Source organism: Pseudomonas sp. GW821-FHT12A04 (assembly GCF_058807755.1).
Window position 1 is genome coordinate 62,028 of record NZ_JBXAQZ010000007.1, and the last position, 14,523, is coordinate 76,550.

Annotated in this window: 13 protein-coding genes; 8 read left to right on the plus strand and 5 right to left on the minus strand. The window is 58.1% G+C overall.

Going from position 1 to position 14,523, the window contains the following annotated elements:
* Positions 1 to 242 precede the first annotated feature (242 nt).
* The 3 genes from mqo (at position 243) to sorB (ending at position 4,434) form a co-directional block, all read left to right on the plus strand.
* A complete protein-coding gene (mqo, locus tag AC1RS8_RS12725; protein WP_407516053.1) occupies positions 243 to 1,889 on the plus strand; it encodes a malate dehydrogenase (quinone) in 1,647 nt (548 codons plus the stop codon).
* A 636-nt stretch (positions 1,890 to 2,525) separates the two neighbouring features.
* On the plus strand, positions 2,526 to 3,785 hold the full coding sequence (sorA, locus tag AC1RS8_RS12730; RefSeq protein ID WP_057715379.1) for a SorA family sulfite dehydrogenase catalytic subunit: 1,260 nt from the start codon (positions 2,526 to 2,528) through the stop codon (positions 3,783 to 3,785).
* A gap of 10 nt (positions 3,786 to 3,795) precedes the next feature.
* Positions 3,796 to 4,434 (plus strand): SorB family sulfite dehydrogenase c-type cytochrome subunit, encoded by a 639-nt coding sequence (sorB, locus tag AC1RS8_RS12735; protein WP_489340391.1) that lies wholly within the window; start codon positions 3,796 to 3,798, stop codon positions 4,432 to 4,434.
* Between the two features lie 75 nt (positions 4,435 to 4,509).
* Here the strand turns inward: sorB and AC1RS8_RS12740 are convergent, their stop codons facing one another.
* Positions 4,510 to 5,316, minus strand: a complete 807-nt coding sequence (locus tag AC1RS8_RS12740; protein ID WP_489340392.1) for a glycosyltransferase family 2 protein — start codon at positions 5,314 to 5,316, stop codon at positions 4,510 to 4,512.
* A gap of 95 nt (positions 5,317 to 5,411) precedes the next feature.
* A complete protein-coding gene (locus tag AC1RS8_RS12745; protein WP_489340393.1) occupies positions 5,412 to 6,038 on the minus strand; it encodes a dihydrofolate reductase family protein in 627 nt (208 codons plus the stop codon).
* A 267-nt stretch (positions 6,039 to 6,305) separates the two neighbouring features.
* Here AC1RS8_RS12745 and AC1RS8_RS12750 point away from each other — a divergent pair, with 267 nt between their 5' ends.
* From AC1RS8_RS12750 to AC1RS8_RS12765, 4 genes are all read left to right on the plus strand, one after another.
* On the plus strand, positions 6,306 to 6,878 hold the full coding sequence (locus AC1RS8_RS12750) for a hypothetical protein (RefSeq protein WP_218498384.1): 573 nt from the start codon (positions 6,306 to 6,308) through the stop codon (positions 6,876 to 6,878).
* 218 nt (positions 6,879 to 7,096) lie between these two features.
* On the plus strand, positions 7,097 to 7,939 hold the full coding sequence (locus tag AC1RS8_RS12755) for a DUF6502 family protein (RefSeq protein ID WP_489340394.1): 843 nt from the start codon (positions 7,097 to 7,099) through the stop codon (positions 7,937 to 7,939).
* The gene (locus tag AC1RS8_RS12760; protein WP_489340395.1) at positions 7,936 to 9,594 is read left to right on the plus strand and encodes a DUF5666 domain-containing protein; all 1,659 of its coding nucleotides are present in this window, start codon (positions 7,936 to 7,938) and stop codon (positions 9,592 to 9,594) included. Before AC1RS8_RS12755 ends, AC1RS8_RS12760 begins: the two co-directional genes overlap by 4 nt.
* A gap of 102 nt (positions 9,595 to 9,696) precedes the next feature.
* Positions 9,697 to 10,446, plus strand: a complete 750-nt coding sequence (locus AC1RS8_RS12765; protein WP_489340396.1) for a hypothetical protein — start codon at positions 9,697 to 9,699, stop codon at positions 10,444 to 10,446.
* A gap of 92 nt (positions 10,447 to 10,538) precedes the next feature.
* Here the strand turns inward: AC1RS8_RS12765 and AC1RS8_RS12770 are convergent, their stop codons facing one another.
* From AC1RS8_RS12770 to AC1RS8_RS12780, 3 genes are all read right to left on the minus strand, one after another.
* On the minus strand, positions 10,539 to 11,342 hold the full coding sequence (locus AC1RS8_RS12770; protein ID WP_057715371.1) for a 2OG-Fe(II) oxygenase: 804 nt from the start codon (positions 11,340 to 11,342) through the stop codon (positions 10,539 to 10,541).
* A gap of 83 nt (positions 11,343 to 11,425) precedes the next feature.
* A complete protein-coding gene (locus tag AC1RS8_RS12775) occupies positions 11,426 to 12,235 on the minus strand; it encodes a glycosyltransferase (protein WP_218498387.1) in 810 nt (269 codons plus the stop codon).
* 332 nt (positions 12,236 to 12,567) lie between these two features.
* A complete protein-coding gene (locus tag AC1RS8_RS12780) occupies positions 12,568 to 13,053 on the minus strand; it encodes an adenosine-specific kinase (protein WP_057715369.1) in 486 nt (161 codons plus the stop codon).
* Positions 13,054 to 13,412: 359 nt separating this feature from the next.
* On the opposite strand from AC1RS8_RS12780, the gene AC1RS8_RS12785 reads away from it, so the two are divergent.
* Positions 13,413 to 14,432 (plus strand): hypothetical protein, encoded by a 1,020-nt coding sequence (locus AC1RS8_RS12785; RefSeq protein ID WP_489340658.1) that lies wholly within the window; start codon positions 13,413 to 13,415, stop codon positions 14,430 to 14,432.
* Positions 14,433 to 14,523: the final 91 nt, after the last annotated feature.

Here is a 14,523-nt window from a genome sequence, read left to right on the forward strand (position 1 = left end):
TTGATCTATTCAGTTTTCCTGTCCTTGAGACGGGCGAGCAGAATCACTGTCGCTCAAGTAGCTGAAGCCAATAAAGATAAAAAGTCAGTTCAGAAGGGACATTAAAGTGGGGTCGATGCGGTTCGTCGGCCTTGTGTGCCCACCCTGCAATCCTTGAGTGCCGCACCCGTGACTGCCGTGAAACACGGGGCTGTGCGCATGAGGATGGAAGGGCGGATGGCGTTTTATCATAGGTGCTACAGATGTTTAAGAAAGTGAACACAGCCCTGCTGGGGCTGGCCTTGTCGTTGGGGATGACGACAGCCCAGGCCGAAGAAGCCAAGAAAGTCGACGTACTGCTGATCGGCGGCGGCATCATGAGCGCGACCCTGGGTGTGTGGCTCAATGAGCTGGAACCCGGCACTTCGATGGAAATGATCGAGCGCCTCGACGGCGTCGCCCAGGAAAGCTCCAACGGCTGGAACAACGCCGGTACCGGTCACTCCGCCCTGGCCGAGCTGAACTACACCCCTGAAGACGAGAACGGCAAGGTTTCGATCCCGAAGGCCGTTGAAATCAACGAAGCGTTCCAGATCTCCCGTCAGTTCTGGGCCTGGCAGGTTCAGCAAGGCGTGCTGAAGAACCCGCGTTCGTTCATCAACTCCACACCGCACATGAGCTTCGTGTGGGGCGATGACAACATCAAGTTCCTGAAAAAACGCTACGAAGCCCTGCAAGCGAGCCCGCTGTTCGCCGGCATGCAGTACTCCGAAGACCCGGCTGTGATCAAGCAGTGGGTGCCGCTGATGATGGAAGGGCGTGACCCGAGCCAGAAGATCGCGGCCACCTGGAGCCCGCTGGGTACCGACGTGAACTTCGGCGAAATCACCCGCCAGTTCGTTGCGCACCTGCAAACCACGCCGAAGTTCGACTTGAAGCTGTCCAGCGAAGTACAGGACATCACCCGGAACGAAGACGGCAGCTGGCGTGTCAGCTACAAAAACCTGAAAGACGGCAGCAAGACTGAAACCGACGCCAAGTTCGTGTTCATCGGCGCCGGCGGCGGTGCCCTGCACCTGCTGCAGAAGTCCGGCATTCCTGAAGCCAAGGAATACGCAGGCTTCCCGGTAGGCGGCTCGTTCCTGGTGACCGAGAACCCGACCATCGCCGAGCAACACCTGGCCAAGGCCTACGGCAAAGCCTCCGTTGGTGCACCGCCGATGTCGGTTCCGCACTTGGACACCCGCGTGTTGGACGGCAAGCGCGTGATCCTGTTTGGCCCGTTCGCGACCTTCAGCACCAAGTTCCTGAAAGAAGGTTCGTACCTGGACCTGCTGACCACCACGACCACCCACAACGTGTGGCCAATGACCAAGGTCGGCATCAAGGAATACCCGCTGGTCGAGTACCTGGCAGGCCAGTTGATGCTGTCTGACGAAGACCGCATGAACGCCCTGAAAGAATACTTCCCGAACGCCAAGGCTGAAGACTGGCGCCTGTGGCAGGCCGGCCAGCGCGTGCAGATCATCAAGCGTGACGAAGCCGCCGGTGGCGTGCTGAAACTGGGCACCGAAATCGTCGCTTCGCAAGACGGCAGCATCGCCGGCCTGCTGGGCGCCTCCCCAGGCGCTTCGACCGCCGCACCGATCATGCTGACCGTGCTGCAGAAAGTGTTCAAGGACAAGGTCGCGACCCCTGAGTGGCAGGCAAAACTGCACCAGATCGTACCGAGCTACGGCACCCAGCTGAACGCCAGCCCTGAGAAGGTTGCTGAAGAATGGGCCTACACTGCCAAGGTGCTGGAACTGACTCCGCCACCAGCGGTGATTGCGCCGGCTGTGAAGCCAGTGACTGTCGATACGGATGCGAAAGCGCCGAAGGCTAATGCTGCGAGTGATATGGCTCTGTAACTAGAAGCTAAATCAAAAAAAGCCCACTGAACCGGCGACGGTCAGTGGGTTTTTTTGCTCTCGGATCCCTCGAAATACCCCTGATTCCCTGTAGGAGCGAGCCTGCTCGCGAAAAACGCCAGGACAACGCGGGCACTCAGGCAGCACGCGGTATCGTTGACGTCCATCGCGAGCAAGCTCGCTCCTACAAGCTGGCGTTTATGCAATATGGACAGACCATTGCCTTGGCGGCAGCAGGCGAGGGCAGTTTTTAGACTGATGTGAAAAAGCCCACTGAACCGGCGACGGTCAGTGGGTTTTTTTGTGGGCGATGGCACAGGCAACGCTTTGAGCTCGGAGCGTCTACGCCGGCCGTAACGGGGGTTCCTGTCATCAATTGTCAAGTCACTGACGCTCAATGAGAAGCAGACAGTTCGGCCCTGACGATACTGGTTTGTTTTCCGACCTCGGTAAGGCGAAACCGTAAGCCTGATACCTCTCCGCCCTGGCGGGAATTTGTAGGAGCGAGCTGGCTCGCGATGGACTCAAGTGCGCCGCGTTTAGTCAGTAAGCACGCGTTTTCGTTAACGATCATCGCGAGCAAGCTCGCTCCCACAGTCAGTTGCATCTCAATAAAACAATCATAGAGAGCGCAGAATGAAGTTCAGTTTTGTAGACAGCAGCCAGCCGAGCCGCCGGCGGGTTTTACGCGATGCTTTCACTTTGGCTTTGGCGACCTCGCCGTTGGCAAGCCTGGCCAGGGCATCCGACGAATCCGCAGCGGCCAGTGAATCCGTCGAAGACGTGACCTTTGCCGCAGGCCCACGACCGCTGGTGCAATACCCGCAAAAACGCCCGTTGACCCTGGTGACCACTCGGCCGCCACATCTGGAGACGCCGTTCCCGGTCTTCAATGAAGGGCCGATCACGCCCAATGACGCCTTTTTCGTGCGTTACCACCTGGCCAATTTCCCGACCAGCATCGATCCGGACAGCTACCGCCTGACGATCAAGGGCTCGGTCGACACGCCGCTGTCGCTTTCCCTTGCCGAGCTCAAGGCCCTTGCCGCACCGGTGGAAGTGGTGGCCGTCAATCAGTGTTCGGGTAACAGCCGTGGCTTTTCGATGCCTCGAGTGTTCGGCGCGCAGTTGGGCAATGGCTCCATGGGCAATGCGCGCTGGGTAGGGGTACCACTCAAGGCGGTATTGGAAAAGGCCGGTGTGAAAGCCGAGGCCCGGCAAGTGACTTTCCGTGGGCTCGATAAGCCGGTGTTGCCAAGCACGCCGGAGTTCATCAAGGCGCTGGATATCAGCCATGCCATGGACGGCGAGCCCATGATCGCGTGGTCGATGAATGGCACCGACCTGCCATTTCTCAACGGATACCCGATTCGTTTGGTGGTGCCAGGCTACTTCGGCACCTACTGGGTCAAGCACCTGAGTGAGATCGAAGTCGTCGACCATACCTACGACGGTTTCTTCATGGCCAAGGGTTACCGGGTTCCGGATAACGATTGCTTCTGTATTGCCCCAGGCACCACGGCGGCGAAAACCCAGCCGATTTCCAGATTGCCGGTCCGCAGTTTCATCACCAGTGTTAAACACGGCGATGTATTGCCGCTGAACAAAAGCGTGGTGCTCAAGGGCATCGCGTTCGACGGTGGCGTTGGGGTCAACAAGGTGGAGGTGTCGATCGACGGCGGAAAAACCTGGCGTGAATCCACGCTCGGGCAGGACCTTGGCCGTTACTCCTTCCGTGAGTGGACACTGCCGATCACCTTTACCGGCAAGGGCGCCACACCATTGATGGTGCGGGCCAGCAACAGTGCTGGCGAGACGCAACCGCTGCAGGCCGACTGGAATCCCGCTGGCTACCGCCGCCACGTCGTCGAAACCACCCACGTGACCGTCGCCTGAGGAGGGCCGCATGAAACTTGTGAAATGCATGACCGCCTTGCTCTGCGCGGCTCAGGTTTGTCTGGCCACCCTGGCTGGCGCCGCGCCGCTGTCCATCACGCTGCCGCCTGAAACGGCTGCGTTCAAGCCCAGCACGATGCCTGGCTACGCTTTGGCGCAGCAGAAGTGTTCCGTCTGCCATTCGGCCGACTACATCAATTTCCAGCCGCCGGGTATGAGCCTGACGCAGTGGACCGCTGAAGCGGGCAAGATGCAGCACGTGTACGGCGCCCCGATCAGCGACCGGGATGTGAGTGTTATCGGCGCTTACCTGGCGGTGACCTACGGCAGTGCGAAGGCCAATGATGCCGATGTTCTGGCGGCCTCGAGCGCCCCGGTGATGGCTGGGGCTGGGGCAAAAGTCGATGCCAAGGTCTTGCTGCAGAACAATGCCTGCCTGTCCTGCCACGCGACCGATCACAAGGTGGTAGGCCCGGCCTACCGCGATGTGGCGGCCAAATATGCCAAGGACCCGCAGGCAATGGACAGGCTTATGTCCAGCATCCAGCACGGTGGCAGCGGGAAGTGGGGGGATGTGCCCATGCCGCCTTTCGCGCAGTTGAGCCCGGACGACCTGAAAAGCCTGGCGACCTTTATCCTGCAACAGTGAGCCAGTATTAGCCTGATGCGAAAAGCCCGCTGAACCGGCGACGGTCAGCGGGCTTTCTTGTGGGCGCTGGTTTATTCAAGACATCGAGGAGTGGGTTGCACTGAAGCGCTTGAGAATGTCCTGGTACATTTTCGTCCGTCGATGACCTTGGCCATATCCGCCCGCGGCAGCGACGGTGCCAGACTGGACGTGGTCCAGGTACTTGAAGATTTTGCCGGGCGAAAGGAACACGACTTTGTAGCCAAGCCTGATCACGCGGTCTTGCAGCTCATAACCGGGCACACGGTCATCGATCTGAAAATGCAAACCCTGCTGCTTCATCAGCCTGCCATTCCATAGCGTGCAAAAGCTTTTCAAGTGGGTTTCCCGGTAGGGTTTCGGCTCCTTCGAGCGCAGGCCGAGCGATTGCTTCAGGCGTCGGCAGTGGTGCTTGATCAGGCGTGAAGTGAAGCGCCAAACGGTCCTTGGCAGTCCGCGGTTGAGTTGCTCCGTGCAACCGACCGCGATGATGTTTTGATCCTTGGTGCAGTGGTCCATCATCATCGCAAAGACGTTTGCATCGAAGACGAACGTGTCGGTGTGCATCAGGAACAGGTAGTCGGTATTGACCCTGGCCAGCGCCATGTCCAGCGCTTTGCCATGGGCGATGTGCCCCGGTTCTTTGGTGGGGGCATCGCGTTCGATCAGGTTGATCCAGTCGAGCGAGCGCAAATACTCGACGCTGGCGTCCGCCGAACCGTTATCGACCACCCAGACCGCAATGCCTGATTTTTGGACATGCTCCTGCAACAGTTCCAGGCAGATCCTGGTGAGCTCCGGGGTTTTGTAATTAACCAGAACGATGCTGAACGGTGGCTTGGCGTTTGTATCGACACGACCCATCTTCGAAATGCTCGACTACCCGAAAGGGTCGAAGACTAAAGGGGCAACCTTAGCCCAAGCTTAATTTCACCTGGGCGACACGACGCTGGCTATCGCTACCTGACGCCTTCGAATGAACCTGTACGCACTTCGCCACTGCGGATGTAGCGGGCGATCAGCACACCCCCGGGTGAGTTGATCGAATTCACCAAGGTGAAGGCAGACGCTTGTGCGTTGTCGTCGAACAGGCGCTTGCCGCGCCCCAGCAGGATGGGATGAATCATCAGCCGCAACTCGTCCACCAGGCCGGCGGCAAGCAGTTGGCGCACCAGATCGCCGCTGCCTTGGGTCAGCAGCTGAGGACCTTCCTGGCGTTTAAGCGCGTTGATCGCGTCGACCAGGTTGCCCTCCAGCGCATGACTGTTGTGCCAGGCCAGCGAGTCGGCGCGATGGGTGGCCACATGCTTGGGGACGGCGTTGAACAGGTCCGCGATGGTGTGATGGGTTGAATCGGCCTGAATGTTCGGCCAATAGGCGGCGAAGATGTCGTAGGTGCGACGCCCCAGCAGCAACTCGAATGGCTGCGAGAACAGGTCCTGTACGGCCTGGCCGGTGGTTTTGTCGGCGTAGGGCACGATCCAGCCACCGAAGCGGAATCCGCTACTGGAATCCTCTTCGGGCCCGCCAGGCGCTTGCATGACGCCGTCCAGACTCACGAATGCGGCAACGGTCAGTGTGCGCATGCTCTTCTCCTGATTCATTCCGGTTTAAGCGTTTAGACAGGGAAGTCTGCAATTCCTTGAGACCGTTCCCTGAAAGGTAGTCGAACCAGACGCTGTGAAATCGACAACAAAGTGCGCGGCCCATATACGACGAAGGTCCTATGGTGGTTTGTGCAGGTGCGTGTTAGCGAGGATTTGTCTTGAAGGTGCAATTGCAAATTTGTATCATTCGGTTTCAATTCAGCGAAGCAGGGAACGCAGCGCCAAAACAATAATAAGGTCAAGGCAATGCTCAAAATGCTTCTCGTGTACGGTCATCTGCTCGCTACGTGTATTGCTCTGGGGAGGGTGTTGCAGGCGGATCACAAGCTTTGGAGTTGGCGCAAGGAAGTACTGGACCAGGCGAGGCTGGAATACCTCGATGAAACTCAGAAGATCGTCAGCCTTGCACTGCTGGCCCTTTGGGCAAGTGGACTGTTGCTGGTGCTTCAGGGTTACCTCAATGAAGGCGACGCGTATCTGCTCAATCAGAAACTCTGGGCCAAGGTGACGGTCGTCGCGCTGCTGAGCCTCAACGGTGCACTCTTGCATCGAGTCGGCTTCCCGCTGCTGCAAAAGGCTCCATTCGTCGCACTGCGCAGTGCAGGCCGCACGCGGCTGGCCTTGTTGGGTGCGCTTTCCATGAGCGGTTGGCTATTCGCCGCTTTCCTGGGCGTGGCTCGAGCCTGGAATCACGTGTTGCCTTACCTGCATGTGATGGGCGCATTCGTCGCATTCTCGTTGCTGGCCTGTTGCGTGGCACTGGCAGTTGCCGGCAGGGCGGGCAGTGTCGATGCGCCAAAATCCTCGGTACCGGGGTAGCGATCAGCACGGCGTATTTCATACCTGTAAATTCGGGTCAGCTTCATTGCGCGGGAAAAGTTCCCGCGCATAAAATTCAGGCGAAACTGTAAGACTGACGAATTGCTCCAAGCTGCTCCCGGATTGCAACGCATATTGCGTTGGCACGTTTCTCGGTAAATTCATGGGATTATTTCCCACATGGCTATACTGGGGTTATCTACCCAGGAATTCGCTGAATGCAATCGTCAACGCTGCCCACCTCGCTCCTCAAAGCCTTGCGACATGTCATGCGGCCGCTGGTGCGCCTGATGCTGCGCAAAGGCGTCACCTACCTGGTGTTTGCCGACCTGCTCAAGGAGGTTTTCGTCGAAGTGGCGGACCGTGAGTTCCGCCTGGGCGAGAAGGCACCGACCGACAGTCGCATCAGTCTGCTCACCGGCGTGCACCGCAAAGACGTACGGCGCTTGCGCAATACCGGTGATCCGGCTGCTTCCACGCTTCCGGAAAACATCACGTTTGGTGCGCAACTGGTCAACGCCTGGGCCAGCGCGCCTTTCTGCAACGACGCCGGCCAGCCACTGCCGTTGCCTCGATTGGCCAGTGTCGGCGGTGACCGCTCCTTTGACGCCTTGGTGGCGAAGGTCAGTACCGATATCAGGGCGCGGGTGGTGTTGGACGAGTGGCTGCGCCTGGGGGTCGTGCGCCTTGACGAACAAGAGCGCGTGCACCTTGAAGCCCAGGCCTTCGTGCCGCAAAAGGGCTTCGATGAGAAAGCGGCTTATCTGGGGCACAATCTGCACGATCATGCCTGCGCTGCGGTTCACAACCTGAGCAGCGAAGCCCCGGCCTTTTTTGAACGCAGCGTCCACTATGACGCACTGGCCCCGATGAGCGTCGAGGCGTTACGCGAAGCCGTGGCCAGCGAGGGAATGCAGGCTCTGTTGAGCTTCAACCGACTCGCCGCCGAACTGGAGTTCCGGGACCTGCCCAGCCTTGAACCGCGCCAGCGCATCACAGTCGGCTTGTACTTCTACACTGAAGCTTCCGATCCCAATTCGCCAACAGCCCCTGAACCATGACCGTCAAATTGCGCCTGATTCGTGCAGTCGCCCTCGTTCTGGGCCTCGGGCTTGCAAGTGTGTTGCAAGCCGCCCCAGCTTGTGTCAGCCAGAATGATGCGGGCACCAGCGAAGTGCCGGTCATCCAGGCACCTGGTGGCACCGGCGGCACGGGCGCAGCACCTGGCGGCATGGGCGGTACCGGCATCGACACCGACAACGGCGGGATCGGTGGTACCGGCGCACCACTGAAAAAGAGCCCTGGCGGCATTGGCGGCACCGGTGCCGTTGCAGGCGGAGTGGGTGGCACGGGCATCAGCAACGATAACGGAGGAATCGGTGGCACCGGCATTGTCGGCACCATCACCGGGTTCGCCTCGATCTGCGTCAATGGTGTGGAAGTGCACTTCAACAAAAACGTTCCTGTCAGCGAGAACGGCATCGCCAGCTCCAGTGCCCGCCTGGCGGTAGGCCAAGTGGTTGCCGTGGAAGCGTTCAATACCCGGCGTGGTCTGGAGGCCGGGCGCATTTCTATCCTGCACGCCTACGAAGGCCCTTTGACAGCCCTGCCGCGCGACTCTATGCCGATGCGCGTCATGGGGCAACCGGTACGCCTGGCCAACGGTGCCCAGGTCGCTGCCGGCCTGCGTCCGGGGGATCCCGTGCGGGTCAGCGGGCTGCGCGATGCTCGTGGCGAAGTGGTGGCCAGCCGCATCGACCGGGCGCCCGGCCTCAAGGAGGCCAGTGCCATCGGCCCGGTGGATCGCAGTGGCTATCTCCAGGGGCTCAAGCTCAGCAATCACCCAGGCCCGGCGCAGGAAATGCTGGTGCGCGGCCATTGGTCCGGCCGCGAGCTGGACGTGAACCAAAGCCGCCCCGATCCGAGCCTGCCTTTCATTGGCCGGGCACACAATGCGGTGATCGAGGGTCTAGTACAGGGCCGGCAGGACCGCCATTTGGTGGTGGGCGGCATTAATGTGACGCTGGCGCACGACACCGTGTTTGTCGGTGTGCAGGCTTCGGAGCTGGCGCTGGATCGACGGGTGCGGATCAACGGCGTGTTCACCGGCGCGCGGGAGGTGCAGGCAACGCGTATTGAATTGCCCCGCGATCGCTCCGACTCACCAGCGAGCAACCGGCACGGACGACATGGCACCAACGAGCAAGACACCGACGACTCAAGTGGCTCGGGCAACTCGATTGACTCAAGCGGCTCCGACAACTCCGGCAACTCTGACAGCTCGGGGAGTTCAGGGAGTTCAGGGAGTTCAGGGAGCTCGGGCGGTGACAGGAGCGGCCGCTCCGAGAGCGAAGGCCGCGTTGTCGACGATGCTCGCCACGGGGGGAGTGACAGTCATGGCGGTGGCGACAAGATTGAACGCGTGGACGTGGACGTGGACGTGGACGTGGATGTGGATGTGGATGTGGACAAGTCCGGCAAGTCAGAGCGAGTCGAGAGGGTCGAGCAATCCGGCAGAATCGAGAAAGTGGAGAGGGTAGAGAAGGTAGAGAAGATAGAGAAGGTAGAGAAAGTCGAACGTCCGGAGAAAGTCGAGAAAGTTGATCGGCCAGAAAAGGTTGAGAAGATAGACAAAGTTGATCGGCCAGAAAAAGTTGAGAAGGTCGAAAAAGTCGAGCCGGTTGAAAAAGTCGATCGCTCCGGCAAGTCGGGTTAAGCAGTGCAGTCATGATGCACTTTCGTCATAAGTAACTAGGCTGGGTAAGTCACGCAACAAAACATGCGTGTGAACTTCGATGACGTCAGACACGAGGTGAACATGGACCCCAAGCGCATCCTGCTCGTCGGTTGGCTTGCCAGCCTGGCCTTGCCGACCTTGGCCGATACCTTTACGACCTCGATCGGAACCGACTACTCACGAGGCGACTATGGCACCGGTACGACTTCCGAAACCTGGTACGTCCCGCTGGTGGGCAGATACGAAACCGGCCCCATGACCTACAAGCTCACCGTGCCCTGGCTACGCATCACCAATCCTTCGGTCGGCCCTGACGGCGAACCGCTGCCCGGCGGTTGCGGCAAGGTGGAAAGCGGTCTGGGCGACACCGTTGCCGGTGCCGGCTATGCCGTGCTGGACGGCAGCGTTGGCGGGCTGTTCGTGGACCTGATCGGCAAGGTCAAGTTGCCCACCGCCGACGAAGACGAGTGCCTGGGCACCGGCAAAACCGACTATTCCGGCCAGGTCGATGTTGCCAAAGCCTTCGGTCCTGTGACCGGGTTTGCGACCCTGGGCTGGAAAAAGTTCGGCGACCCGTCGGGCTCCGACTTCGACAACCCGATATTCGCCGGCCTGGGCTTTGCCATGCCCGTGTTCGTGCGCACCACGGCGGGCGTGTCCTACGACTGGCGGCAGAAGGTCGTTTCCACGGGTGACGAAATCAAGGAGCTGACGCTCTTCCTCACGCACAAGCTCAATCAGGAATGGAAGTTTCAGTTGTATGCCGTCAAGGGTTTTTCCGACGCCAGCCCGGACGGCGAGGCCGGGCTGTTGCTCAGCCATGCTTTCTGATTCCTGGTCGTTGCCTGTCAGGTTACTTCCAGCATTGATGCGTTTCACCGCCTCGACTCAGGTCCTGGCCTCACTTCCGGGCGTTTTGCAGTTCAGTTTTTCTTCTTGATCAGTTTATTGATGTAGTACTTCAGGCTCAAACGATCCTTGGGCCTTGGTTTGTAGTGGGTTTTGTTTCTTTGTGCCGGATCGATCGCCATGGTTCCCGCGGTGTAGTAATAAAGCGCGATAGACCTGCGGGTGATGTGTTCCGGAGTCGTTAAAGGCTCTGGGTGCCCATGATTACTGTCCTTGTCTGTGTTGAAAATGACACAGCGATTGTAAATGGGCAGGACTTTTTTAAGGCAGGTCTTCATGCCGACATCCCAAAGTTCCAGGTTGCCGCCGTACTCCTCTTGCCAGTCTTCATTCAGATAAATGATGATGTTCAGTCTGCGTTCAACATTAAGTTTTTTGTTGAGCCGGAAGTCCGAGTGCACCCCCAGGAAACCACCGCTTTTCGTTTCGTGCAGGCCGCCACCGGTAAAGTAGGGGTCGGGTATCAAACCTTCGATGCCTGTGAGCTTTTCAAGAAACTGCAACATGGGGGCCGAGTTAAAGGCGTTGAAAACAGTCTTCAAATAAGGGTCGCATTCGTTGGGACTGATTTGACGTTTGCGCTGACCTTTATAGCCGCGCTCGTAGAGCATTTCGTTGTTGGTTGGCTCGACCGGGAAATGCGAGCAGATGCTTGCAATCAGGTCTTCGTGCAAGAAGTTGTCGATGACTATGTGCGGAAATGGCGTAGCCTGAACATAGCTATCGGTCAATGAGGCACCAAAGGCGCTGGCGGCATTCTGGTCGAAATCAAGCTCCGGGGACAGGGTGATAGGTAGTGCCTGAGTGATGGGTGCCATTACCGCTCCAATGACCTGATATAAAAACCTGTGGGTGACTTCATGCAGCGTTGAATGCACTGCTCGTTGCGTCTATTCGCAACTCAATTTGTTCTGTCGTCCTTGTTCAGACGCTTAAGGATGTTGTTGTACATTTTGGTTCGTCTATGATTTTTAGCATAGCCGCCAACCGCTGCAACAGTGCCGGACTGAATGTGATCCAGATAGCTGAAAATTTTACGCGGTGATAGCATTTCAACGGCATAACCCAGTTCGGTCATGCGGTCCTGAAGCGTATAGCCTGGCACGCGATCATCCATCGAAAAGTGCATGTTGTGCTGTTTTACAAGTTTGCAGTTCCACAATGTGCAGAAACTTTTCAAGTAGACTTCTTTGTACGGCTTTGGTTCTCTGGAGCGCAATCCCATGGAGATTTTCAGGCGTCTGAAGTGATGCTTGAATAGTCGTGAGCTATAGCGCCAGACAGTTCTGGCGGTGCCGCGGTTAATTTGCTCGACACAACCGACGGCCACGACTTTTGGGTTTTTCAAACATTTATTCAGCATCATCGGAAAAACATTCTTGTCGAAAACAAATGTATCGGTGTGCATCAGGAATAAATAATCGGTGTCAATTCGCTCGAGAACCAGGTCGAGTGCCTTGCCATGGGCAATATGGCCCGCCTCTGGTTCGGAAACAGAGCGTTCAATCAAATTGATCCAGTCAAGCGTTCGTAAGTACTCAGTGCTTTCATCGGCGGAATAGTTGTCAACTACCCATACCGGGACGCTGTTGCTGCCAAAATGCTGGTGTAATAAGTCCAGGCATATCTTGGTGATTTCAGGTGTTTTGTAATTTACTATAACTACGCTGAAGGTTTTGGAGTTTTCAGTCAGTAAATCAGGGTTGTTCATCGTTCAGGTGCTCAATGTTATTCTATTTAATTGTATGAATTAACTTGTATACAATTTTTTCTTGTTCGCCGCGCAAAATCTTGCATGGCCATAGAGCACAATTTGTTAAGTCGCTTTGTCATGCATAATAACCACGGGCTGCTCAGACCCGATGGAGAGCGGTAGAAGCGGACTTCATCGTATAAGGATCTGCTCTGCAGGTAAACATTTTGACTTGATTCGTTACATCAGGAGGCTGGCCGGGCCAGCATCCCGGGACGGTGTGAACTGCTCTTGCGCAAGGCATTCAGGTAATTTGTAACGTCATGTGGTGCGCCAGCACGTTCTGCAATTCACTGCTTGTAGCCAATCTGCCGCAACAGGTTCTTGCGCCAAAGGATGTCTTCATCGCCTTCGATGTCATTGGCACAAAAGCCATCCACTACGCCAAGGATCGCTCGCCCTTGCTGCGTCTCAGCGAGAATCACTTCGGTCGGATTGGCTGTTGCACAAAAAATACGGCATACCTCTGGAACCATTTTGATGGTGTTCAACACGTTCAGCGGATAGAAACCGTCGCCCAGGAAAATGATGAAACTATGGCCGGCGGCGATGGCTTTCGCATTTTTCTGTGCAAGTTCAATCATTGAGCTATCGGTGCCAGACCATCTCACCAGGCATTGACCAGAGGCTTCACAAAAGGCCACGCCAAACTGGATACCTGGCACGGTATTGACCAGCGCTTCGTGGATGTCCTCGACGGACTTGATGAAGTGCGTCTGGCCCAGAATGAAGTTCGTCGCATCCGGCTTTTCGATTTTCAACGTGATGAGTTGCATCTCAAACGCCTCCTTTCACGATGTTGCCAGGAGAGCCTGGCCACAAATCAAGCATAGCTACTCATTGGTTATTGCTGCGTCCTCTGTCTGTTTTTGGCCAATTGCTCAACGCGTGCCTTGGACCTGATATGTGGTCGTTGACACTTGGGCTGAGGGTACTAATCTAAGGTGTGTGGGAATATTTCCCACGCATAGATACCAGCTGGCTTTGAGGGACCGTACGGATACCGCAGTGGCTCGCTATTGCTGCAGATTGATGGCCGTGCCGGTTGGCGGGCCGCTCCAATGGGCGGCCGGGAACTCACTGGACATTGCGTTCGATACGGAGGTGAAAACGCAACTCCAATCGGAGGTGCATCATGCTGCTCAAGAAATGTTTGTTGGCTCTGGCAATAGGCGGGGTACTGTCGGCATCGACTGTCCTGGTGCCCGATTACATCAGTAGTTTCTCCAGCGTGTATGCCAAAGATGGCGGCAGCGGCGGTGGTGGTAGCGGCGGAGGCGGTGGCGGTCACGGCGGTGGCGGCGGTTCCGGAGGCGGTGGTCACGGTGGTGGCGGTGGCTCCGGAGGCGGCGGTCACGGTGGTGGCGGTGGCTCTGGAGGCGGCGGTCACGGTGGTGACGGCGGCGGTGGCGGAGGCGGCCATGGTGGCGGCAGCGGCAGCGGCGGTGGCTCCGGCAGTGGAGGCTCCGGAGGCGGTGGTCACGGTGGTGACGGCGGTGGCGGTCATGGAGGAGAGGGTGGCGGTCATGGTGGTGACGGCCACGACGGTGACGGTCGTGGAGGCCCGGGACGCGGCGACGCTGACCATGGTGGTATAGCCGGGAACAAAGGCCCGGGCAATGCGCGTGACAACGACAACGCCAAAGACAATGATAACGATGCCGCAGATGCTGCCAGGGACGCGGCCAGGGCTGATGCCAATGCAGCCCGGGACGCTGCTCGGGCTGATGCAGATGCAGCCCGGGATGCGGCAAAAGCGACTGCGGACGCCGCCCGTGACGCCGCCAGAGCTGAGGCGGATGCAGCCCGGGATGCCGCAAGAGCTGCTGGCTTATCGCGCGCAGAAGCGGATGCAGCCAGAGACGCTGCCCGGGCCGCTGCGGATGCAGCCAGGGACGCTGCCAAGGCCGAGGCAGATGCAGCCAGAGATGCTGCTCGGGCTACTGCGGATGCCGCCAGGGACGCAGCCAAAGCCGAGGCGAACGCAGCCAGAGAGGCTGCCAAAGCTGAGGCGAGGGATGTAGCGGACGCCCCGGATGCACCGGATGCGCCGGATGCTCCAGACGCACCGGATGCACTGGATGCACCGGATGCTCCAGACGCACCAGATGCACCGGACGCGCCGGATTTCGACACGGCTGAGGTGCAGAACTAGGCCTGCATGTTCGGCATTGAACACTGCAGGCATCCCGTAGATTACGTCCCGGGAGTTTGAAGGACGTATCGGCAATGAGTCGCAAGCCCTG

What these genes read in the sequence shown, in the direction of transcription:
- mqo (WP_407516053.1), top strand. Translation starts at nt 243, where the DNA reads ATGTTTAAGAAAGTGAACACAGCCCTGCTGGGGCTGGCCTTGTCGTTG.
- sorA (WP_057715379.1), top strand. Translation starts at nt 2,526, where the DNA reads ATGAAGTTCAGTTTTGTAGACAGCAGCCAGCCGAGCCGCCGGCGGGTT.
- sorB (WP_489340391.1), top strand. Translation starts at nt 3,796, where the DNA reads ATGAAACTTGTGAAATGCATGACCGCCTTGCTCTGCGCGGCTCAGGTT.
- AC1RS8_RS12740 (WP_489340392.1), bottom strand. Translation starts at nt 5,316, where the DNA reads ATGGGTCGTGTCGATACAAACGCCAAGCCACCGTTCAGCATCGTTCTG.
- AC1RS8_RS12745 (WP_489340393.1), bottom strand. Translation starts at nt 6,038, where the DNA reads ATGCGCACACTGACCGTTGCCGCATTCGTGAGTCTGGACGGCGTCATG.
- AC1RS8_RS12750 (WP_218498384.1), top strand. Translation starts at nt 6,306, where the DNA reads ATGCTCAAAATGCTTCTCGTGTACGGTCATCTGCTCGCTACGTGTATT.
- AC1RS8_RS12755 (WP_489340394.1), top strand. Translation starts at nt 7,097, where the DNA reads ATGCAATCGTCAACGCTGCCCACCTCGCTCCTCAAAGCCTTGCGACAT.
- AC1RS8_RS12760 (WP_489340395.1), top strand. Translation starts at nt 7,936, where the DNA reads ATGACCGTCAAATTGCGCCTGATTCGTGCAGTCGCCCTCGTTCTGGGC.
- AC1RS8_RS12765 (WP_489340396.1), top strand. Translation starts at nt 9,697, where the DNA reads ATGGACCCCAAGCGCATCCTGCTCGTCGGTTGGCTTGCCAGCCTGGCC.
- AC1RS8_RS12770 (WP_057715371.1), bottom strand. Translation starts at nt 11,342, where the DNA reads ATGGCACCCATCACTCAGGCACTACCTATCACCCTGTCCCCGGAGCTT.
- AC1RS8_RS12775 (WP_218498387.1), bottom strand. Translation starts at nt 12,235, where the DNA reads ATGAACAACCCTGATTTACTGACTGAAAACTCCAAAACCTTCAGCGTA.
- AC1RS8_RS12780 (WP_057715369.1), bottom strand. Translation starts at nt 13,053, where the DNA reads ATGCAACTCATCACGTTGAAAATCGAAAAGCCGGATGCGACGAACTTC.
- AC1RS8_RS12785 (WP_489340658.1), top strand. Translation starts at nt 13,413, where the DNA reads ATGCTGCTCAAGAAATGTTTGTTGGCTCTGGCAATAGGCGGGGTACTG.